The 20,883-nt window shown below is 63.0% G+C and carries 19 protein-coding genes; 2 read left to right on the top strand and 17 right to left on the bottom strand.

The genetic code is table 11. The annotated features are described in order from the left end of the window. Positions 1 to 518: 518 nt before the first annotated feature. Complete coding sequence (locus F3H95_RS13770; protein ID WP_188134384.1) at positions 519 to 2,294, top strand: autotransporter domain-containing protein; 1,776 nt, start codon at positions 519 to 521, stop codon at positions 2,292 to 2,294. 139 nt (positions 2,295 to 2,433) lie between these two features. On the opposite strand, the gene F3H95_RS13765 is transcribed toward F3H95_RS13770, so the two are convergent. The 3 genes from F3H95_RS13765 to F3H95_RS13755 form a co-directional block, all read right to left on the bottom strand. Then, a complete protein-coding gene (locus tag F3H95_RS13765) occupies positions 2,434 to 4,236 on the bottom strand; it encodes an NAD(P)/FAD-dependent oxidoreductase (RefSeq protein WP_149746407.1) in 1,803 nt (600 codons plus the stop codon). Between the two features lie 121 nt (positions 4,237 to 4,357). Next, positions 4,358 to 5,431: a 2,3-butanediol dehydrogenase gene (locus tag F3H95_RS13760; protein ID WP_149746406.1), complete on the bottom strand. Its 1,074-nt coding sequence runs from the start codon at positions 5,429 to 5,431 to the stop codon at positions 4,358 to 4,360. A 163-nt stretch (positions 5,432 to 5,594) separates the two neighbouring features. After that, a complete protein-coding gene (locus F3H95_RS13755; RefSeq protein WP_149746405.1) occupies positions 5,595 to 7,478 on the bottom strand; it encodes a sigma-54-dependent Fis family transcriptional regulator in 1,884 nt (627 codons plus the stop codon). 206 nt (positions 7,479 to 7,684) lie between these two features. Here F3H95_RS13755 and F3H95_RS13750 point away from each other — a divergent pair, with 206 nt between their 5' ends. Beyond that, positions 7,685 to 8,524, top strand: a complete 840-nt coding sequence (locus tag F3H95_RS13750; RefSeq protein WP_149746404.1) for a MipA/OmpV family protein — start codon at positions 7,685 to 7,687, stop codon at positions 8,522 to 8,524. Here F3H95_RS13750 and F3H95_RS13745 read toward each other — a convergent pair. The 14 genes from F3H95_RS13745 to F3H95_RS13680 all read right to left on the bottom strand — a co-directional run bounded on the left by F3H95_RS13745 (position 8,508) and on the right by F3H95_RS13680 (position 20,883). Then, positions 8,508 to 8,903 carry an EamA family transporter gene (locus F3H95_RS13745; protein WP_149746403.1) on the bottom strand — a complete coding sequence of 132 codons (396 nt, stop codon included), beginning with the start codon at positions 8,901 to 8,903 and terminating at the stop codon, positions 8,508 to 8,510. The genes F3H95_RS13750 and F3H95_RS13745 overlap by 17 nt on opposite strands. Then, positions 8,900 to 10,093, bottom strand: coding sequence for a GNAT family N-acetyltransferase (locus F3H95_RS13740; protein WP_149746402.1), 1,194 nt, complete (start codon positions 10,091 to 10,093; stop codon positions 8,900 to 8,902). Before F3H95_RS13740 ends, F3H95_RS13745 begins: the two co-directional genes overlap by 4 nt. Next, positions 10,059 to 10,889, bottom strand: a complete 831-nt coding sequence (locus F3H95_RS13735) for an alpha/beta fold hydrolase (RefSeq protein ID WP_149746401.1) — start codon at positions 10,887 to 10,889, stop codon at positions 10,059 to 10,061. Before F3H95_RS13735 ends, F3H95_RS13740 begins: the two co-directional genes overlap by 35 nt. Then, entirely contained in the window at positions 10,879 to 11,751 is an 873-nt protein-coding gene (locus tag F3H95_RS13730; RefSeq protein ID WP_149746400.1) for a fatty acid desaturase, read from the bottom strand. Before F3H95_RS13730 ends, F3H95_RS13735 begins: the two co-directional genes overlap by 11 nt. Further along, positions 11,748 to 12,101: an EamA family transporter gene (locus F3H95_RS13725; RefSeq protein ID WP_149746399.1), complete on the bottom strand. Its 354-nt coding sequence runs from the start codon at positions 12,099 to 12,101 to the stop codon at positions 11,748 to 11,750. Before F3H95_RS13725 ends, F3H95_RS13730 begins: the two co-directional genes overlap by 4 nt. Further along, complete coding sequence (locus F3H95_RS13720) at positions 12,098 to 13,045, bottom strand: arginase family protein (RefSeq protein ID WP_149746398.1); 948 nt, start codon at positions 13,043 to 13,045, stop codon at positions 12,098 to 12,100. Before F3H95_RS13720 ends, F3H95_RS13725 begins: the two co-directional genes overlap by 4 nt. Before the next feature lie 4 nt (positions 13,046 to 13,049). Beyond that, the gene (locus F3H95_RS13715) at positions 13,050 to 14,459 is read right to left on the bottom strand and encodes an aminotransferase class III-fold pyridoxal phosphate-dependent enzyme (RefSeq protein WP_149746397.1); all 1,410 of its coding nucleotides are present in this window, start codon (positions 14,457 to 14,459) and stop codon (positions 13,050 to 13,052) included. A gap of 14 nt (positions 14,460 to 14,473) precedes the next feature. Continuing rightward, positions 14,474 to 15,160 carry an MtnX-like HAD-IB family phosphatase gene (locus F3H95_RS13710; RefSeq protein ID WP_149746396.1) on the bottom strand — a complete coding sequence of 229 codons (687 nt, stop codon included), beginning with the start codon at positions 15,158 to 15,160 and terminating at the stop codon, positions 14,474 to 14,476. Positions 15,161 to 15,250: 90 nt separating this feature from the next. Next, entirely contained in the window at positions 15,251 to 16,669 is a 1,419-nt protein-coding gene (locus F3H95_RS13705; RefSeq protein WP_143124376.1) for an ATP-binding protein, read from the bottom strand. After that, entirely contained in the window at positions 16,666 to 17,328 is a 663-nt protein-coding gene (locus tag F3H95_RS13700; protein WP_143124377.1) for a response regulator transcription factor, read from the bottom strand. The genes F3H95_RS13705 and F3H95_RS13700 overlap by 4 nt, the downstream gene beginning before the upstream one ends. A gap of 185 nt (positions 17,329 to 17,513) precedes the next feature. Continuing rightward, positions 17,514 to 18,215 carry an SDR family oxidoreductase gene (locus tag F3H95_RS13695; protein WP_149746395.1) on the bottom strand — a complete coding sequence of 234 codons (702 nt, stop codon included), beginning with the start codon at positions 18,213 to 18,215 and terminating at the stop codon, positions 17,514 to 17,516. 145 nt (positions 18,216 to 18,360) lie between these two features. After that, positions 18,361 to 19,254 (bottom strand): sugar phosphate isomerase/epimerase family protein, encoded by an 894-nt coding sequence (locus F3H95_RS13690; RefSeq protein WP_149746394.1) that lies wholly within the window; start codon positions 19,252 to 19,254, stop codon positions 18,361 to 18,363. A 95-nt stretch (positions 19,255 to 19,349) separates the two neighbouring features. Next, positions 19,350 to 19,997 carry a nucleoside/nucleotide kinase family protein gene (locus F3H95_RS13685; RefSeq protein WP_143124380.1) on the bottom strand — a complete coding sequence of 216 codons (648 nt, stop codon included), beginning with the start codon at positions 19,995 to 19,997 and terminating at the stop codon, positions 19,350 to 19,352. Continuing rightward, the gene (locus tag F3H95_RS13680) at positions 19,981 to 20,883 is read right to left on the bottom strand and encodes a sugar phosphate isomerase/epimerase (protein WP_149746498.1); all 903 of its coding nucleotides are present in this window, start codon (positions 20,881 to 20,883) and stop codon (positions 19,981 to 19,983) included. Before F3H95_RS13680 ends, F3H95_RS13685 begins: the two co-directional genes overlap by 17 nt.

Below are 20,883 nucleotides of genomic sequence, written 5' to 3'. Positions count from 1 at the left end.
ACAGATCCTTGCATGGAGTACGCCGGCGGCGTCACGAGATCTGGCGGGATCTCAGCGCTCACGTTCCCGCACGCCAGGAACGCAGCTGCGCAAAGGGCACACGCGCCTCCGGTTTATTTTTATGAATATTCATAATTTTCATTTCGCTGTCATGAGAGAGGATTAGTCCGGGGTACCGAAGGACAAGGACACCGGCGCAACGGTTCGGGTGCCATCGAAGGCGATGGTTCCGTGAGCCGTCTGACGACCATGCGCATGGTGCCCCGGCCCCTTCACGGATGGTGTGTGTCCGCGCCCGGGCACGGATCCATCGCGCCCTGTTTTTGATCCCGTCAGCAGAAGGTCCTCCAGTCATGTTGTCTCCTGTTTCCGGCTTCCGCCGACGCGCAGCGTCCGGCCGCGGCCTTGCCTCCTTGCGCGCACTTTGTCTGCGCAGCTGTGCGATTTTCCCGGCGGCGGCGGCCGCTGCAATGCTGATGTCCGCCCCCCGTCCGGCAAGCGCGCAGGAGCCGTGGGTGATGGTCGAACGCACCTTCTTTGCCGGCAGCGATGCCGATGCAGCCCGCGGCCAGGGCGTGACCACCGACGGAACGAACTGGTTCTTTTCCGGCACGCATTCGCTGGAAATTGCCAATCCCGGCTACACCACCGTGCGCATCGACCGCGATGCGATCGCCGCGAACCTGAAGGTGCCCTCGCAATATTCCGACATCGGCCTCAACCATATCGGCGATATCGATTACGCGAACGGGCTCCTCTACATCTCGCTGGATTCCAGCAACCGCGATCCCGTCACGGGCAACAAGTATTCAAACCCGGTGATTGCCGTCTACAATGCATCCGACCTCAGCTACACCGGCAATGCCTATGTTCTCGATCCGCCGCATGGCATTCATGACATCGCAAGCTGGGTTGCCGTCGATGCCAAGGCCGGACTCGCCTATGGCATGGCCTATGACAATGCCAGCGAGATGGCCGTCTACCGGCTCTCCGATTTCAGCTTCGTGAAGTATATCACGCTGTCTGAAACCATCGACCAGGCCCAGGGCGGCAAGCTTCTGGATGGCTGGATGTATTTTGCCACCGATGGCGACGCCAAGACACTCTACCGGGCCAATCTGGAGACCGGAAAGGTCGAGGTCATCGGCAATCTCAACATCAATGCCGAGCAGGAGGTCGAGGGCCTGTCCATGCGCTGGACCGATGCGGGCTGGTCGATGAACGTACTGAACCGCGAGGAGAGTTTTCCCGGCAGCGGCGCAGAAGGCGTCGGCTTCTACAAGTATCTCCGCCCCTGGGGTAACGCGCTCTCCGGCGAAATCCATGCCGACATCACTGCAGGCCTGATGGATGACACCCGCTTCCTGCGGGACGCCGCCAACAACCGCCTGCTGGCGGCACTGGCGAAGGACAATGGCATGGCAGCGGCCGCAACCGGTCCGGCTGCGGCACCGGCCTCGGCAGATCCCGACGCCGCAACCTTCTGGACGGACGGCATCCGCGGCAGAAGCGATGTGACCGGCAGCGGCTACCTGGCCAATGCCGAGCGCACGTCCAGCGGCCTGATTGCGGGCGTCGACATTCCCGTCAGCACCTGGCGTCTCGGCCTCATCGGCAGCTACAGTCGTACCAATTTCGATGTTGCAAACCGCTTCTCCACGGCCAGTTCGGACAATTACCAGTTCGGCGTCTTTGCGGGCACGCAGTGGGATGCGATTGGCCTGCGCTTCGGTGCCTCCTATGGCCGCCACGACATTTCCACCCGGCGGGACGTGATCTTCCCGGCCTTTGGCGAAAGGCTGACGGCGGACTATGACGCAGCCACCAGCCAGGCCTATGGCGAGATCGACTACCGCTTCACGGCGGACCAGTTCGAGTTCCGGCCCTTTGCCGGATTGCGCTATGTGCAGGTCAAGACGGACGGGTTTTCCGAAAGCGGCGGCACCATTGCGGCACTCGGCAGCAATGGCGGCACCGACAGCAACCTGTTCTCCACGGTCGGCCTGCGCGTGAACACGAAGATCGAAGGCGCCGACAATCCGACCTTCGTCCACGGCATGATCGGCTGGCAGCATGCCATGCGCGATGTGACGCCGGAAACGACGTTCACCATGACCAGCGGCGCCTCGTTCGAAAGCCCAGGCGTGCCGGTTGCGAAGGACGCGCTGGCGCTGGATTTCGGGGTCGATGTCGCGCTCACCGAGCAGTCCGCCCTGCGGGCCAGCTATTCCGGCCAGTTCGCCGACAACAGCCGCAACCATGCGGTCAAGCTCGGCCTGGACGTCCGGTTCTGATCAAGAGGGTGCACCGGCACGCATGAAAGACGGTGCACCATGGTTTGAGGGCGCGTCCGCCGCATCGCTGGCAGACTGCCGTCAAAAGACAACCAGCCCATTGACGCGGGCGCCGGCGGAACCGGCGCCCGGACAGGGATCAGGACAGATGATGCGGCTGCGTCATCCCGTAGACGGGTGTCTCGAGGCCGACCTGACGGGCTTTCAGCTGCAGCGACAGATATTGCGAATAATGGCGCGACTGGTGCAGGTTGCCACCGTGGAACCACAGCGCCTGCTGCTGCGTCGGCTTCCACATGTTGCGCTGTTCGCCTTCCCAGGGACCGGGATCCTTGGTCGTGCCGGAGCCGAGGCCCCAGCATTTGCCCACCTTGTCTGCCACCTCGCGCGAGATGAGATCGGCGGCCCAGCCGTTCATCGAGCCGTAGCCGGTGGCATAGACGATAAGATCGGCCGGCAGCTCCGTGCCGTCCTTCAGCACCACGGCGTCTTCGGTCAGATGCGACACGTCGGAGCCGGATTTCAGCCTGATCGAACCGTCGATGACAAGGTCGCAGGCGCCCACATCGATGTAGTAGCCGGAGCCGCGCCGCAGGTATTTCATGAAGAGGCCGGACCCGTCATCGCCGAAATCCAGCATGAAACCGGCCTGTTCGAGCGCCTTGTAGAAGTCCGCATCCTGCTCGCGGATCCTGTCGTAGATCGGAATCTGGAACTCGTGCATGATGCGGTAGGGCAGCGAGGCGAAAATGAGATCGGCCTTGCGCGTCGTCATGCCGCCAGCAACTGCCCGCTCGGAATAGAGATCGCCAAGACCGATCTCCATCAGCGAATCCGACTTGACGATGTGAGTGGACGAGCGCTGCACCATCGTCACATCCGCTCCCGCTTCCCAGAGCGCCGCGCAGATATCATGCGCCGAATTGTTCGAGCCGATCACGACGACCTTTCTGCCGGCATAGGCATCCGGACCCGGATGCTGCGAGGAATGCTGCTGCTCGCCCCGGAAAATGTCCTGGCCCGGGAATTTCGGCACATTGGCCTTGCCGGACATGCCGGTGGCCAGCACCAGCTGTTTCGGCTTCAGCACCACCTCCTGGCCGGCACGTTCGACGATCACGGTCCATTCGCCGGTTCCCTCGTCATACTGCGCCGATTTGGCCGTGGTGGAACCCCAATAGTTGAGTTCCATGACCTTCGTGTACATTTCCAGCCAGTCACCCACCTTGTCCTTGGGCGTGAAGACCGGCCAGTTTTCCGGGAAGGGAATATAGGGCAGATGATCGTACCAGACGGGGTCGTGAAGGCAGAGTGACTTGTAGCGCTTGCGCCAGCTGTCGCCGGGCCGTTCGTTCTTCTCGATGATGATGGCGGGCACGCCGAGCTGGCGAAGCCGGGCACCGAGCGCAATGCCGCCCTGCCCACCGCCGATGATCACCACATAGGGCTGCACGGAATAGCCGAGCTCGGCAGCCTCCGCCTCGCGCTTTTCCTTCCAGGTCCGGCGGTTGCGGTCATGCCCATGCTCGGCGCCCATCGGACGACGAACGCCCTTCGGCTCTTCATGGCCCTTCAGTTCCGTCATGGTGGTCAGCAGGGTCCAGATCAGGCCGTCCTTCAGACGGATATGGCCATAGCCGCGGGCAACGTTCGTCTCGAACTCGAACCAGCCTTCGGTCACGCCACCGGCCTCGGCTGCGGCCTCCTTCGTATCCTGCACGAAACGGGAAGGTTTCGTTGCGGCAAGCTGGTTCTGCAGCATGTCGCGCACCTGTTCATGGCCCTCCATGGTCTTCAGGTTCCAGGTGAAGGTTACCAGATCGCGCCAGTAGCATTCGGCCTGAAACAGGTTGACGGCGGCATCGATATCGCCGCCTTCCAGCGCCTTGCCGAGCTTGGCAAGAACGGTGTCGATCCGGGTTGCGGGGCTTGTGTCAAGCATAGTCATCTCCTCCATGCGTGCTTGAGAATTGAGGCGGGAGCGCCGCGCTGACAGACGCCCCCAAAAGCATCACGGCGCCCGCCTGCCGGGCTCCTCTCCCGGACAGGCGGTGGCCGAGCGGCTATTTCGAAAGATCGATCAGGATCTTCAGCTGGGTGCCGGCCGGATCGAGCAGGACGTCGAACCCCTCCTTGACGGCGGTCTCAAGCGTGATGCGCTTGGTGACGATCTTCGTAGCCGGCAAAAGACCAGAGGCGATCAGGCGAATGACGCGGGGCCAGTAATGCGTGGGATAGGCCCAGGATCCTTTCACCTCGAGATCACGGAACGTCACCTGGAACCAGTCGATCGGGTTCTCGTGCGGATGCAGGCCCGTCTGCACGACCACGCCCTGCTTGCGCACGGCATCGACACAGGCCTTCAGCGCATGCTCGTTGCCGACGCATTCAATGGCGACATCGCAGCCGACGCCACCTTCGGTCCGCGCGCGCACGACATCGCCCACCGCATCCCGTTTCGGGTTGATGGTGATCACATCGGGAATGACACCCCTGGCAAGCTCCAGCCGGGCATCGTTGAGATCGGAGACGAAGAGCTGTGCGGCACCCGCCGCCCGCGCAGCCAGCAGCGTCAGCATGCCGATCGGACCGGCGCCCGTGACCAGCACGCTGTTGCCAGCAGTCACGCCGCCACGGTCGCAGGCATAGACGGCGACCGCCGTCGGCTCGACGAGGGCCGCCTCTTCATCCGTCATTTCGTCGGGAATCTTCTGGACGTTGTATTCGTTGACGAGAGCCGCCTCGGCCATGCCCCCGCCCTTCCAGCTGAGGCCAACCAGCGCCAGTTGCGGGCTGAGGTGAAACAGGCCGCGATCGGCGAAATAGTCACCGGATCGCGGCATCACCAGCGGCTGGATCGAGACGCGGTCGCCGACAGCAACGGAGGTCACCCCTTCGCCGATCGCCTCGACCACACCGCCGAATTCATGCCCGAGCACCTGCGGGCCATGCGCGCCGGTAAATGGGTGCGGTTCGGTCGGAATAAAGATCGGGCCGTAGCTGTATTCGTGAAGATCAGTGCCGCAGATACCGACGAAACGGTTGCGCACCACAACCTGCCCCGGGCCCGGTTTTTCCGGTTCAGCAATGGTGTCGAGCCGCAAGTCCCTGGCTGCATGAAATCTGAGCGCGCGCATATATCCTCCCTTGGCTGCTTTTGATGCCAGAGAAGGTGCAACGTCCGTGCCAACGGGCGCCTCGATAAGACCCACTGAATTCATTGGGCTTTTTCTGTCACTGACCGGCGGAAGAGCCACAGGTGTGGCGCAACAGCTGTGGCGCCTGCCACGCTTGTCGAGCTCAATGCGGCCGGTCGATGCCGAGACGACGCATGCGGCGATGCAGGGTGGTCCGATCGATGCCAAGTCGCCGCGCCGCTTCGGACACATTGCCCTTGCAGGCGGCCAAGACGCCCCGGACCTCGGCGTCCGGCGCATCCTCGCCGGGCTTGGACGGAGAAAGAGAAATGTGGTCCGGAAGGTCGCTTACCTCGATCCAGCCGTCCTCGCACAGGGCCGCGGCAAAGGCGATGGCATTGTCGAGCTCGCGGATATTGCCCGGCCAGCGATGGTTGAGGATCAGCGCGCGTGCCGGGGCAGACAGCCGCAGCGGCCTGCCACCCCCGTGCTTTTCGAGTAGCCGGTCGAGAAGCCAGGAAAAATCGTCACGTGCGGCAAGTGGCGGAAGCGTCAGCACCGCAGCGTTCAGGCGATAGTAAAGGTCAGCGCGGAAGGTTCCCGCCGCGACCATGTCGGCAAGAGCACGATGCGAGGCGGAGACGACGCGGAAATCCACCTTGCGCGGCGCCGAACCGCCGACAGGCAGGACTTCGCCCTCGGCCAGAACCCGCAGCAGCCGGCTCTGGGTCGCAAAGGGCATGTCGCCGATTTCATCCAGAAACAGGGTGCCACCCTCGGCTTCCTCGACAAGGCCCTTGCGCCCCCTGGCCAGCGCACCGGTAAAGGCGCCGGGCACGTGCCCGAACAGCTCGCTTTCGATGAGCTGTTCCGGGATCGCCGCGCAATTGACCGCCACGAAACGGCCGGGGAGGCCGCTCACCTCATGGACGATGCGCGCCAGATGCTCCTTGCCGGTTCCGGTCTCGCCTTGCAGGAGGATTGGCAGGCGACCGGGCGCGAGCTTTGCGATCTTGCGCCGCAGGCCATCGATGGCGGGGACGCTGCCGCCGAGGCGATCAATCGCCGGCGACGTGCGAACCACCCGCGCCGGCGCTCCCCCCGCCAGACGCTGCTGCGGTTCAATGGCATGCGCATAGAGAAAGCTGCCGTCACGCACAGCGATCCGGCGGTCCTGCGGCAGGCTGGCGCGCGTCAGCGATGCGAGTTCGTCGAGACCGGCTTCGAAGAAATCGGCAACCGGCTGACCGATCAGCAATTCAGGCCGTCGCCAGTCCAGACCACGCGACGTCGCCAGAAGACGCGCGCCGCCATGCGTCATGCCGGTGATGCGTCCGACGCCATCAACCGCAATCGCCGCTTCCGGATCGACGTCGAGGAACTCCGGTGCGACGGCAAAGCGCAGCACCAGATCATGGCGGCTGTTGGCCATCAGATTGGCAAGCTCGATCCGCCGCACGGTCGAGGAGACCAGATGGCGCGCCATGTTTTGGCTGGCCTTGAGAATCGGCGAACTGAGGAGCGAGATATCGAGAACCGCGGTCAGGGCGCCGTGCGTGTCGTAGATCGGTGCGGCCGTGCAGGAGAGCGGCGTGTGCGTGATGTCGAAATGATCGGTCTGGTGGATCGTCAGCGCCTCGCCGGTGGTGATGCAGGCGCCGACGGCACAGGTGCCGGCGCGTGGCTCCGACCATTCGGACCCGAGATAGAGCCCCGCCTTGCGCAGATTGTTGTTGAATGAGGGATCGCCGAGGAATTCGACGGTTACCCCTTCTCGGTCGGAAAGAAGAAGGACGTAGTTATGCTCGGCCACCTGACGGTAGAGGCGTTCAAGCCCGGAGCGCGCGATATGCACGAGGTCTTCCGCCTGCTGGCGATGCTCGCGCAGTCGTGTCTCCGAAACGATGACCGCCTCGCGCGCCTTGCTGGGATCAAGCTGGTAGGTCTCCAGGCAACGACGCCAGGATTCGACCACCACGGCATCGCGTCCCGTGTTGGAGCCCTGTCCGACGCGCTCGATTTCCCTGATGTGATCGGAAAAACCCATAAAGACATCGGCTTTCGAGGGCCGCCTCCCGTGATCCTCCGGCCCATCATAATCCCGAAAGCGCCCCAAACGCCACATCGACAAATCCCGAAAACGGTGATGTCACCGCACCTATGGCCGGCAACCGTCACCATCACGCGCCTTGCCCCATTGCGCGAGCCCTCCCAAGCTGCCATCATGATCGCCAACGGACACGAGACGGGCGCATGCGACACGTAAACAGGAGTAACCGCGCTCGCATCATCCGGCTTGGCGCTTTGGCACTGGCCTGCCTGCCGGTCCTTGGAGATTTCGCCCTTGCCGACGACACCACGCCACCGGGCAAGGACACCTACATCATCACGCTCGGATCAACGGTTTCGGTGGGGCCAACCTATCCGGGCTCGCGGCGGACCTCGCTTTCGGCCGCCCCGGATTTCGACTGGCGACGCCTGGGTGAACCGGAGGAGAATTCCACCCCCGACGACAACTTCGATCTGAGCCTTGTCGACCTCGGCAATTTTTCGGCAGGTCCTGTGATCGGCATACGGGATCGTCGCGACGAGCGGGACGAAAAGGCCCTGCGCGGGCTGAAGCGCATCAAGATCGACATGGATGCGGGGCTGTTTGCGCAGTACTGGTTCATTCCCGACGCCTGGCGGGTGCGCGCGGAAGTACGGCAGGCCGTGTTCGACAACAGCGGCCTCGTGGTCGATGTCGGCTCCGACTATTTCCTGCGCGCCGGAGAGCACTGGCTTTTCTCGGCAGGCCCGCGCGCCTCCTTCTCGAATGGCGCCTATGCACAGCGCTATTTCGGTGTCTCTGCCGCCGATGCCGCATCGAACGGACGCGTGCAGCCCTATGATGCCGATGGCGGGCTGCAATCGCTGGGGCTGACGGTGTCGGCCGCCTACCATTTCAACGAGGATTGGACGGTCACGGCCTATGGCCGCTATGACCGTCTGCTGGGCGATGCCGCCAACAGCCCGATCACCAGCCAATTCGGCAGCGCAAACCAGTTCACGGTCGGCATCGGCCTGACCCGAGCCTTCAGGATCGCGTTCTGACGGCTTCTGCCGATGTTTGAGAGGATGGCGCAGACGCGATGCAGGCGATGCCGCCGAGGATCAGCGCGCTTCCCGCAAGCTGCAGCGGCGTGACCGGCTCATCGAAAAAGGCCCAGGCAAAGAGCATTACCAGAACATAGCTCGCGGCCGACAGCGGAAAGGCGCGGCTGAGATCCAGCTCCGAGAGAACCGTCATCCAGATCAGAAAACAGACGGCCTCCGCGACGATCGCCGCGAGGAACCAGGGGGACGTCAGCACATGAAGCAGAAAATCCGGCAGGCCCGCAGCCGTCACCTTTTCGGCACTCTCCTTCAGCAGCACCTGCTGCAGAAGGTTCAACGCGGGAATGACAGCCCAGGCGAGATGCAGGGGCCTCACGACATGGCTCCATCCGCATCGTCGGCAGCAAGATAAGGCGCGATGCGTTTCAGCACCGCCTGGATGATCGGACTGGCATGCTGGAAAAACATCGCATTGCGCGTCAGGCTGCTCCCGAGCCGCACCTTGTTGCGATAATAGGCCTGGCCGCTCTGGTAGCGGGCAAAGCCATGCGCCAGACAATGCTCGATATTGGTGAACCAGCTCAGATAATAGAGATTGTAGGGCCGCCCCTTCTCCGCATCCATGCAGAAGAACTTGTCGATCAGCACGCCACCATCATGCACCATCAGATTGGCGGCCAGCAGTTCGTCCCCGACGAAATAGAGCGTGCAGAAGGACCGGCCCGGCATGTTGCGCAGCAGGCCCTCGAAATAGGCGGGTGTCAGTTCCTCGAACTGCCACTCGCTGCGCTGGCGCGTGTCGCGATAGAGCGCCATGACGCGCGGCAACAGATCGCCAAGCTCCGTACGCTGCTCGATGCGCACTGCCTCGCGGACTTTCAGCTTGCGGCGCATATCCTTGCGGGTGCCGGCGGACAGGCGGGAGAAATACTCCTCCATCGAGCCGAAATCGATGTCCATCCAGGCCGTCGGCATGCCGCCGAGTTCGGCATAGCCATGCGCGGCGACGACGTCGGCCAGTTCCGGCCTCAGCGGCAACGGCATATCCTTGATTCCGAGCAGCGTACACTGACGCGCTCTTGCATGGGCGCGGAAGGCGGCAAGCAGCACGTCCAGCACCCGCGGCTGCAAGTCGTCCGGCACATCCGGATGAAAGGCGGGCGTCCCGGTTTCCGTGCAGGGCGAGCCAAGGCAGGCCAGGGGAAAGGTCAGCACCTTCGGCCAGATCGTCCGCAACCGGCCGATGATGGTGCGAAGTGTGCCGGGGTCGAGCGTCGTCTCCAGCGCGTATTGCGACAGGAATGCCGGCATCACGCAGACGATCCGGCCTTGCGCCTGGACTGCCACATAACACCATTCAAAGCCGTCGATGCCTGCCTGCTCGACCGACAGCAGGTAATCATAGGCTTCCGCTTCGCCGGGCGCGCAGGCGTCCCAGGCTGTACGCCCGATCTCGGTGATCGAAGAGACCACCTCGGCCTTCAGCACCTCGCCGGCAGCGAGCGGCGACGGTGCGACCGGGTGGACAGGTTCAAGCCTGACGGCGGACAGGGTGTTGGCTGGCATTGTATCTCTCGAAGAAATCCGCGGTGACATCGGCGACCTGTCGATGCTGACGATCGACATGGATCATGTGATAGCTGTCCTTCAGCCACAGAAGCTGCTTGTCGCCCGGCAGGTGATCGGCAATGTAGCGGGCATGGCGGGGATGGCTGACATCGTCCTCCTCGGAATGGATGATCAGCGTCGGCGTCTTCACGGTCGGCAAGCACTGCTTCAGTGCCTCACCCAGCCGCTCCATCTCCACCAGCCCACGACCGGGAAAGCTGTCGAGCATGCCCTCGTTGCTCATGCCAGCCACCATCTTGCGGATGCGGTCGTCCTTGATGCCCATAGAGGCCGTCTCGCGGAAATTCATCCGGTCAAGAAAGGGGACCATGGCAAGCCAGCGGATCTGCCGTCCCATCAGTGCGTAATGGCGCGGGATGTTCCAGCCATCGTAATGGAAGCAGGGTGAGTAGAGGGCGGCGGCGTTGATCAGTCCGGGATGGCGGTGGGCCGCCATCAGGCCGAGCTTGCCGCCGGCGCAGATGCCGGCGACCGACACATCGTCGACACGCCGGCGCAGGTCGGCCGCCGCCTCCACGACGCTCTCCAGCCAGTCTTCCCAACGGGTGCGCCGCAGGGCGGCCGCATCCTTGCCGTGGCCGGCCAGAAGCGGCGCATAGACGCTGTAGCCGCGCTTCACCAGGGGGCGGGCCACCAGCCGCATCTCGGCGGGTGCGCCGGTGAGGCCATGGATCAGCAACACGCCCTGCCCGTTCCTGCCTTCCTCGAAGAAGGCGAGCGGATCATGCTTCATGGGGCTTGCCGTCCTTGTGGTTTTCAGGTGCGAGGAAGCCCAGCGCATGGCAGGTGCTGATCACATGCGTGCCCGCTGCCGCCTGCTCTTCGGCGATGCGCTGGTGCAAAGCCGGCAGATCCGTCCAATGGGTCTTCGGCCGATAGTGATGTTCTGCATGATAGCCATTCTGGAACCACAGCCAGTTGTAGAAACGGCGATAGCTGCTGACGCCCCAGGCGATCGGCTCGTCCGGATCGCCGTTCAGGTGCTCGTAATAGCCGTTCAGCGACGACAGGCAGTTGCCGAGATAGTAGAAGGGCACAAAGAACAGCACGGCCTTCCAGTCATAGAGCAGTGCAAGGCCGACGACCGCCACGAATATCACCAGTTCGAAGCGGCCCCAGTTGGCATCGAACGGCCGGCGCTTGGCGATCGCCCGGTGGATATCGCCGATATCGTCGCGGAAGAAGCTGAGGAAGGTATAGGAAAACACGTTCTCCGGCTCGCCATTCTTGCCGTGCTTGTAGATCGACAGGGGATCGATGGTGTGCCCCTTGTCGTCAGGCCGGTCGCTGTTGCCGGAGTGATGGCGCATGTGCACCCAGTGGTAATAGGTCTGGGAAAAGCCGATCGCGACGGATTCCAGCAGGCTGAAGGCGTAGTTCATCCAGCGCGGCCTGAAGTAGGGCGTATGGATGAAGTTGTGCGATATGCTGTTGATGTTCCACGAAATCGAGATGGCATAGATTGCGCCAAGCGCCGCCGACAGCCAGAGCGGGCGGCTTTCGAATCCGACGATCAGGTAGATGTTGAAGGCCAGATGCGCGAGGGCGGCGAGAACGGACACGGCGTCCCATCTGGAATAGGCGAAGAGTTTCATAGGCCTGTCACTCCCACGCAGACCACGCCCGCGGTCACCAGGACGATGCCGAGCGCGTGGCGAAGGTTGATGGTTTCGTTGAAGACGATGGCCCCCGAGAGCGCGATGGTGACGTAGCTGAGCGCCATCAGGGGAAAGGCTAGGGAAAGCGGCGCGATCTGCAGCACCCGCGTCCAGGCGACGAGCTCCACCGCCCAGAAGACAATGCCGAGGCCAGCCATCGGGCTGAGGATCGCGCGCATGCCGTCATGCGTCGCCGCGGCCTGCTTGAAGCAGATCTCGCGACCGGTTTCTGTCACCACACAGAACAGAACGAGGCCGAGCATGGACATCAGCGGCGAGAGCGTCACGACATGGCCTCCCCGAGAACATTGAGGAGCGCATGATTTGCGGCGCTGTTGATGTTGCGGATATTGTCCTGTGGCGGCGTCGACAGGGGCTGATCGATCAGGATCTCTCCCCGCTTCAGGAGCCGTGTGAACAGGGAGCCGCCATAGCTCGGGCGCGAATAATCGCCGGTGACGTCAGCGCCGATGATGCGGTGCCGCTGGCCGATAGCGGTAACAAGATCGAGCACATAGGGCAGCTGCATCATGCCCTGATCCCAGTTGGTCAGCGCGTCGGAAGACACCAGCACATCCTTGTCGACGGTGATGTAGACCGCCTCCGTTGCGATGGTGGACAGCAGCCGATCGATGAAATTCTGCTCGCCCATCTCGGAGATGCAGCGCCAGTGCAGCGCGCCGGATTTCTGTTCGTAACTGGTGCCGGCGCCATACTGCGCACGCACCCGGCTCGGCGCATGGCGGTAGGGGTAGAGCTGCAGTCGCTCGTCCTTCAGCAGGGAAAGATTGGCGCCCTTGCGCTCCGGCGAGGTCAGGTCGTCGCTGCACACGCCGAGCGTGACGACGCGCGCGACCTGCGGATGGGCGAGCGCCCGGTTGACCCACGAGCCACAATGCATGCCGCCGGAGAAATGCACCCAGTCCGGATGGTTGTCGATGTGAATGACGGTCGCCGGCCCGGAATGGTTTTCCAGCGCCAGCGACAGGAGAAGGGCGGAGACGTGGTGAAAATCACCGGACCCCATGAAAACAAGATTTGGCTGACGGCGACGGAGGCTACGAGCGAGGCGGCGATGAAGCTCGTCCAGATCAGCCTGCCGCGCCCAGAGGCGGATATCGCGCCCGATCTCCTTCTCGCGGATCTCATGCGCTCCCGCCATCATGCAGGAGCGCACGAATTCGGATTGCAACTCCAACGCATCATCGAGATGGAGCAGAAGGAGTTGCATGGGCTCACCTCCGCTCTGCGCGCGTGAGGAGCTGATCGAGCAGGTTGAGCGCCAGGTCGATTTCGGCATGCGAGATCATCAGGTTCGGGGCGAGCGTGATGACGTTCTTGTGGTAGCCGCCGACATCCAGCACGAGGCCGTGCCGGCGTCCGTCCACCAGCATGTCGCCCTTCATGCCCTCGTCCGACATCCAGTCGAGGGTTGCCTTGTCCGGCGTGAAGCCGTCCGGCTTGCAGATTTCCATGCGCAGCGCGAGGCCGAGGCCATCCACGTCGCCGACGATCGGGTGACGCTTCTGCAGCGCCTTCAGGCCGTCGAGGAAGCGGGCGCCCTTCTCCATCACGCTCGCGCCGAAATCGCCCTCGCTCACCATCTTCATGGTTTCCAGCGCAACGGCGGTACCCATCGGGTTGGAGGCGAAGGTCGAGTGGGTGGAGCCGGGCGGGAAGATCGTCGGGTTGATCATCTCCTCGCGCGCCCAGATGCCGGAGAGCGGGTTGAGGCCGTTGGTGATGGCCTTGCCGAAGACCAGCACATCCGGCGAGACGCCGAAATGCTCGACCGACCAAAGCTTGCCCGTGCGGTAGACGCCCATCTGGATCTCGTCGACGACGAGCAGGATGCCATGATCGTCGAGAACCTTCTTCAGCCCCGTGAAGAAGTTCATCGGCGGGATGACATAGCCGCCGGTGCCCTGGATCGGTTCGATGTAGAAGGCCGCATATTCCGACTTGCCGGCCTTCGGATCCCAGACGCCGTTATACTCGCTCTCGAACAGACGGGCGAACTTCTGCACGCAATATTCGCCGTATTCTTCCTTCGACATGCCCTTCGGGCCGCGGAAATGATAGGGGAATTCGATGAACTGGGCGCGTTCGCCGAAATGGCCGTAACGGCGGCGATAGCGATAACTGGAGGTGATGGCCGTGGCGCCCAGCGTGCGGCCGTGATAGCCGCCCTCGAAGGCGAACATCAGGCTTTTGCCGCCGCTATAGTTTCGCACCAGCTTCAGCGAGTCCTCGATGGCCTGCGAGCCGCCGACATTGAAGTGCACGCGCCCCTTGTAGCCGAACTTCGCTTCGGCATCACGGGCGATCAGCGCGGCCAGTTCGACCTTTTCCCGGTGCAGATACTGCGAGGCGACCTGCGGCAGGCGGTCCAGCTGGCGATGCGCCGCATCGTTGAGGCGCTGGTTGCGGTAGCCGAAATTGACCGCCGAATACCACATCTGCAGATCGAGGAAGGGCGTGCCGGCCGCATCGTAGACGTAGGAGCCTTCGCAGGTCTCGAAGAACTTGGGATGGTCGGTGTAATGGACGGTATCGCCGTGCGAGCAGTAGGTATTTTCCAGCGCGCGGAGTTCATCCTCGCTGGTCTTTTCCGGGGCTTCGGCAAGTTTGACGATGGCAGACATGGGAATCCTTTTCATCAGGCAGTCGTTGACCGCGAGCGCGGCAGGAATTGCAGCGGCTCGGCCGAGGTGAGGCTGCGAAGCGCATGGGTCACATCGTGGAAGCTGGTGAAGCCCACGTAGGGAATGCGGTGTTCCTCGCAGTAGGTGGCAAGCTTCGCCTTGGCGAAGACGAAGCGGGCGTCGTGCGAGACGCAGAAATCGCTGCGTCCGTCGCCGACATAGATGTGGGTGCTCCTGGCCGCAGACAGGACGCTGCATTTGCAGACACCCGATTGCGGCCGGCAGGTATCGCGCGCATGCGGAAAGGCCAGATCGAAGCGCTCCTCGCCGGCCTCGTGATAGTGCATGAGGCGGTTGGCAATGATGTCGATGCCCGTGATGCCGTGATTGGCGAGAATGCGGCGGATGAAGTGATCGACACCGTCGCTGACGATGGTGATGGCGATCGCGTGTTCGACACAGAAGCGCTGGAAGGCGAAAAATCCCTCATCGATCGCCAGCGTATCGAGAAAGTCATCGATCTCGGCCTGCGATGCCCGAATGAGATCGACCTGGGCGCGCATGCACTGGCGTGCGCTGATCAGGCCCTCTTCCCAGCGCTCCTCGACATCGCGCCATTGCGGCAGGGAAAACTGCGCAAAGACGGCATCGCTCACATCCAGCATCGAGATCGTGCCGTCAAAATCGCAAAAGGCCTGCATCGCCTGTCCCTTCATCAATGTCCGGAAGGGATAGGCGATCAAGCTGAGCGGCAGATTAGGTGAAAATGATGCGAAACTGAATTTGCAAATTTATTCGGGCAGCATGTCCCTCTGGACCGCCGGGCCGCCGGCAATGCCGGTCGAACTGACAGGCAGGCAGAGCCGGATCTCCAGACCATGGCCCCAGGGCGGCTCGTCGAGAGTGACCGCGATACCGAGCCGCTGGGCGATGCCGGCGACGATTGCAAGCCCCAGGCCGCTGCCCTGCTTGTCGAGCGAAAGACGATGGAAGGGACGGAACACATCGGCCCTGTGCTCGCGGGCAATCCCGGGACCGCTGTCGCGGATCATCAGGTCCAGAACATCCCTGCCCTCTTCGCCCAGCACGACTTCAAGGCGCCCGCCCTCGGGTGAATACTTGATGGCATTGTTCAGCAGATTGTCCAGCATCATCCGCAGCAGCATCGGATCGGAATGCAGACAGCCATCGTCCGGGCCGGAAAGGTCCAGCTGGAGGTTCTTGTGCGTCAGTTGATGGCCGAGATCGGCAATTGCCGAGACGACCAGATCATGCAGGTTGACATCCGCGAGGCGCAGCGGCTGGTGGCTGACGCGCGCGAGGCTCAGCATCTGCTCGATCAGATGCATCGACCGTTCGTTGCTGGCCGACAGATCGCGCAGCAGGGCCTGCCGTTCCTCCTCGCTGTCGGCCTTCTCCAGCAATTGCAGCAGAAGCTTTGTGCCGGCCTGCGGCGTGCGGAGTTCATGCGCCGCAAGATCGGAAAACCGCCGTTCGAGGGTGAGCGACACCGCAAGCTTTTCGGCAAAACGGTTGAAGGAGGCTGCCAGAGGAAGAAAGTCACGCGGGAGATCGCGGACCTCGACCGGCGACAGGTCATCCGGGTTCCGCGACCGGATCTGGCGGATGAGATCCCGGATGTGGCTGAGACCGTTGTTGATCACCAGCCAGATGAGCGCGGCAATGGCCGGCACCAGAACGGCAAGCGGCACCACCAGATTCAGGAGGATGTTGCCGACCAGATTTTGTCGCAGCGCCAGCTTTTCGGCGACCTCGATCACCACCGTGGTGTTCGGGACCGGCAGATTGTAGACCCGCCAGCGATCAGTGCCATCGCTGTAGTCCGAAAAGCCGACGGAAAAGGGTTTCACACTCGCGGGAAAGGCGTTGCTGCTGACGAAGGCCAGCGTGCCCTCCTTCCAGACCCGGAACAGATGGGCATCGGCATAATCGTCGGCATCCTCGTTGAGTGCGAGCTGGTTCTCCATGTTGAAATCGAGATCCGGCACCTGCACCGTTCCATGGCGCGGGCCGCGCTCCAGCGGATGGCGCAACAGAACCCACAGCGTATTGGCGTCGTTGATCAGCTCGGCATCGTAAATGTTGTTGATTTCCCGCGTCGCGCTATGATGGGCGAGAACGCCGATAATGACGATCGCCGCCATCAGGGTCGGCAGGATGCGGAAAAAGAGCCTCTGGCTGAGCGTCATGCTGAAGCTTCGACCATGTAGCCGACGCCGCGGATCGACTTGATGAAATCCGTGCCGAGCTTCTTGCGCAAATTGTACACGGTCACCTCGATCGTGTTGCTCTCGATAGTGCTAGAAATGTCGTAGAGGGCGTACTCGATATCATTCTTGGTGACATAGCGCCCGGCGCGCTCCATCAGCACCCGCAGCAGATGGAATTCCTTGGCCGGAATATGAAGCTGTACGCCGTTGTGACGCACAACCATGGCCGCCGGATCGACTTCCACGCCGCCGGAGCGCAGCACGGTGCGGGTGCGCCCTTCGCGGCGCCTCAAAAGCGCGCGGACACGGGCCAGCAGTTCATCGAGATCGAAGGGTTTGACAAGGTAGTCGTCGGCGCCTTCATCAAGGCCCTCGACGCGGCTTCGCACATTGTCGAGCGCGGTCAGCATCAGGACCGGCAGCCCGTTGCCACTCGCCCGCAGGGTCCGCACCACCTCGAACCCGTTGATGCCCGGCAGGTTCACGTCGAGGATCAGCCCGCCATAATCACCGGTGCGCGCCGCAGCGAGGCCGTTTTCGCCATCGCGAAACCAGTCGATGCCATAGGCATGCTTCTCGAAGGCCCTTTTCAGGGAGGATCCGAGGATCTGATCGTCCTCAATCAGAAGCAGTCTCAAGGGGCGCCCTCCGGACAAGCCATCCGCTTTGACCATCACAGCAATTGTGGCGGATCGAAGAAGAAGGCGGCGATGGCGTGAAAGAAATGGAACCCGGATTGCCGCAGGCTCCTGTTTGCCATGGTCCTTCCACTCTCCCGACGGGATGCGGCGATGCGCCCGCCGCCCGCCATGCCGTCCGCGCCTCAGACGGACCGCATCAGGCCACCATCGACCTTGATGTTCTGGCCGGTGATATAGGCTGCCCCCTCGGACGCCAGGAAGGCGATGGTGGCCGCGATTTCGGCGCTGGTGCCGTAGCGCTTCATCGGCACGGCGTCGCGCCGTTCCTCGGTGGCGGGAAGGCTGTCGATCCAGCCGGGCAGCACGTTGTTCATGCGGATATTGTCGCCGGCATATGTATCGGCGAAAATCTTGGTAAAGGCCGCAAGCCCCGCCCGGAAAACGGCGGATGTCGGGAACATCGCGCTCGGCTCGAACACCCAGGCCGTGGAGATGTTGATGATCGCGCCGGCTTTCTGCGCCTGCATGATCGGGGTCACCAGCCGCGTGGGCCGCACGACGTTGAGGAAATAGACATCCATGCCGGCATGCCAGTCGGCGTCGGGAATGTCGAGGAGCGCCTTGCGCGGCCCGTGGCCGGCGCTGTTGACGAGCACGTCGATCCGGCCCCAGCGCGCCATGGCGCCCTCGACCAGGCTCTTCAGTGCCTCTTCCGACTGGTTGGAACCGGTAACGCCGAAGCCGCCGAGTTCCGTGGCAAGCGCCTCGCCCTTGCCGGAGGAGGAAAGGATCGCAACCCGGAAGCCATCCGCCGCCAGCCGGCGCGCTGCCGCCGCACCCATGCCGCTGCCACCCGCCGTTACCAGTGCCACCTTGTCGCCCATTCTGCACATCCTCTTCCGGGATCAAACATCACCGCCAGGAAACTGTCACAACAGATGGGGAATGGCGACCCCGTTTCACGGGAGCATTCGGTTGAAAATCCCGGCGGAAGACCACCGGGATCGCTTCTGGCCGTGGCGTCAACGCTCAGGGCAGACGGCTGCGTTCTGCCTGGCGCATGGTTTCCTGCGCGGCCTTCAGCTGCGCCTTCGTGTACATCAAAGCATGCGAGGCAAGATCATGGCTGTCTTCCCACAGGTTGCGCCAGATGCCGAGAATGCCTTCCAGCGGCTGGCCGACGACACGCGAGGAGAAGCTTTCGAACGTGATCGGACCAGTATAGCCCGACGCCACCAGCGCCCGGAACACACCGGCCAGATCGATGCTGCCCGAGCCCATGTAGCCACGGTGGGAATCGCCGGTATGGAAATAGCCAAGATAGCTGCCGGTCTCGCGGATGGCCGATGCGATGTCGGATTCCTCGATGTTCATGTGATAGACATCGAGATGCACCTTCACATTGTCGGCACCGATCCGCTTGCAGAGTTCGACGCCCTGCGAGGCGGTGTTCAGCACATTCGATTCGTAGCGGTTGACGACCTCGAGCCCGAGCGTGATGCCGCTTTTCGCGGCGACGGCCGCCACCTGACCGAGAATATCGACCGACATCGCGACACCCGCCGCCGTTGTCGGCACGCTGTTCTTCTGGAAAGCGGAATGCAGGATGCCGCAGACATGGGTGGCGCCAAGATCGCGCGCGACGGCAAGGGCTTCCTCGAGCCGGGCCCTGCCGCGGCCTGCCTTCTCGGCATCACCGCTGGAAATATCCGTGTCGGCATCGAGACCGAGCGAGAAATTGATGCCGATACCGTATTTCTCCAGCATGCGGCGGGTGAAATCGACGTCGATGGAACTCGGATCAAGCGCCGGCGCCTCGATGAAATCGTAGCCGACCTCGGCAGTCTTGGCGATGGCGCGCTCGCATTCGCCATGGCTCCAGCCTGCCTCCCAGACGAGGGCGTGGACACCTAACTTGTTCATGGCAATCTCCCTGTGTTGCTCATTGGATCTCTCCCCGATCAACGGGGGCGGTGGGGTGGAGAGACTGCCGGGCGGCGGTGAAGCCACCCGGCGGCTCAATCGTTGAGGATGGCGAGATCGGCCTCGGCACTATCGGCCTTCACGAAGCGCCCGTTCGGCAGGTCGTTTTCGTCCACCTTGCGTGCAGTCTCCGCCTCGGGCAGGCCGAGATCGCGCCAGCGGCGGCTGAGGCGCTCCCGCAGCACGGCCTCGCTGACATCGACGAAGATGGTGAGATCAAACAACGGCTTCAGGCGATCCCACGGCGCCGTGCGCATCAGGAGATAATTGCCTTCACAGACGATGATGCCGGTCTCTTGCCCGATCAGGCGGCCGCCGGCCCGCGAAATCTCGATCGTGCGATCGAAGACGGGCACGGCCACCGTCGCATCCGTGTTCGCCCGCAGTCGTTCGATCATGTGCCGGAAGCCATCGGCATCGAAGGTATCGATCGCCCCCTTGTGGGCACGGCGTCCCATCGCCTCAAGCACGGCATCGTCATAATGGAAGCCATCCATGGGAAAAAGCGCCGCCAGACCGGGGCGGCGGGCATTGAGGCCGGCGACCGCTCCTTCCGCGAGCGTCGATTTGCCGGATCCGGGCGCGCCGGCAACGGCAATCAGGATGCGTCGTCCGCCCGCGCTTTCGAACCGCGCCTCGGCGGCACGAACAATCCTGTCGATGTTTTCAGGCACGGCGGACATGCAGGTCCTCCTCTCCGACAGGCGTTGCGGAGGCGGCGAAGGACAGGCCATATTGCGCCGCCTTGTCGCGCAGGAAGGCCAGCCCCCTGCCCAGCACAGCTTCCGGACCTTCGGACACCGGGCGCCAGAGCGAGATATCGCCCGCCATCCGGGCCGGCATCCCCGCAAAGCTTTCCACCGCCAGCCCGCCGGCAAAGCCGATCGCGGCTAGCGCGGAAAAAATGGCGTCCCAGTCCACATTGCCGTCACCGGGCGTGCCCCGATGGCTTTCAGACATGTGCATGTATTTCAGATGGTCGCGCGCATCGAGGATGCCATTGGCAAACCCTCTCTCCTCGATCGCCATGTGGAAGGTATCCAGATGGACGAAGAGCGTGTCGAGACCGATGCGTTCGATGAGGTCCACGGCCTGCCGCGCCGTGTTGAGAAGATGGTTTTCATAGCGGTTGACCGGCTCGATGCCGAGCAGCAGGCCTTTCGCCCTGGCGTGACGGCCTGCCACGTCGAGCGCCCGCGCGAGATTATCGTATTCCGCAGCGGTTGGCGGAAAGCCTGTGCGTTCGTTCGTGCCGCCGAAGGTAACCCCGCTCAGTGCTTCGCAGCCCATCGCTGCCGCCAGATCAAGGGCATGGCAGAGGTGTTCCGCCGCCGCCTCGGGGTTGACAGAAGCCCAGGCGGCCTGAGGCAGCACCAGCGAGCAGACACCGCGCACGCCATGCGCCTCCAGCAGGGTGCGGCTGTGGGCAGCGTTGATGGCGGTCATGTCGACAAGCGGGATTTCGATGAAGGCGAGGCCGTGCGCCGCTGCCGCCGTGATGGCGTGCTCGGCATTCTGCCGGTTCCAGTCCATGGTCCAGATGCTTGCGTGTATGCCGAAACCCTGCAC

This window comes from Rhizobium sp. RU35A (genome assembly GCF_900156005.1).
In the GTDB taxonomy this organism is placed as follows: domain Bacteria; phylum Pseudomonadota; class Alphaproteobacteria; order Rhizobiales; family Rhizobiaceae; genus Neorhizobium; species Neorhizobium straminoryzae.
Note: the sequence above shows the minus strand (reverse complement) of the source record. Positions and strands in the feature narration are given on the sequence as shown.

Coding starts and splice junctions, on each gene's coding strand:
- F3H95_RS13695 (WP_149746395.1), bottom strand. CDS start 18,215: ATGGGCGACAAGGTGGCACTGGTAACGGCGGGTGGCAGCGGCATGGGT.
- F3H95_RS13765 (WP_149746407.1), bottom strand. CDS start 4,236: ATGCTTGACACAAGCCCCGCAACCCGGATCGACACCGTTCTTGCCAAG.
- F3H95_RS13770 (WP_188134384.1), top strand. CDS start 519: ATGGTCGAACGCACCTTCTTTGCCGGCAGCGATGCCGATGCAGCCCGC.
- F3H95_RS13755 (WP_149746405.1), bottom strand. CDS start 7,478: ATGGGTTTTTCCGATCACATCAGGGAAATCGAGCGCGTCGGACAGGGC.
- F3H95_RS13715 (WP_149746397.1), bottom strand. CDS start 14,459: ATGTCTGCCATCGTCAAACTTGCCGAAGCCCCGGAAAAGACCAGCGAG.
- F3H95_RS13685 (WP_143124380.1), bottom strand. CDS start 19,997: ATGTCCGCCGTGCCTGAAAACATCGACAGGATTGTTCGTGCCGCCGAG.
- F3H95_RS13705 (WP_143124376.1), bottom strand. CDS start 16,669: ATGACGCTCAGCCAGAGGCTCTTTTTCCGCATCCTGCCGACCCTGATG.
- F3H95_RS13735 (WP_149746401.1), bottom strand. CDS start 10,889: ATGAAGCATGATCCGCTCGCCTTCTTCGAGGAAGGCAGGAACGGGCAG.
- F3H95_RS13730 (WP_149746400.1), bottom strand. CDS start 11,751: ATGAAACTCTTCGCCTATTCCAGATGGGACGCCGTGTCCGTTCTCGCC.
- F3H95_RS13720 (WP_149746398.1), bottom strand. CDS start 13,045: ATGCAACTCCTTCTGCTCCATCTCGATGATGCGTTGGAGTTGCAATCC.
- F3H95_RS13690 (WP_149746394.1), bottom strand. CDS start 19,254: ATGAACAAGTTAGGTGTCCACGCCCTCGTCTGGGAGGCAGGCTGGAGC.
- F3H95_RS13740 (WP_149746402.1), bottom strand. CDS start 10,093: ATGCCAGCCAACACCCTGTCCGCCGTCAGGCTTGAACCTGTCCACCCG.
- F3H95_RS13750 (WP_149746404.1), top strand. CDS start 7,685: ATGCGACACGTAAACAGGAGTAACCGCGCTCGCATCATCCGGCTTGGC.
- F3H95_RS13760 (WP_149746406.1), bottom strand. CDS start 5,431: ATGCGCGCGCTCAGATTTCATGCAGCCAGGGACTTGCGGCTCGACACC.
- F3H95_RS13710 (WP_149746396.1), bottom strand. CDS start 15,160: ATGCAGGCCTTTTGCGATTTTGACGGCACGATCTCGATGCTGGATGTG.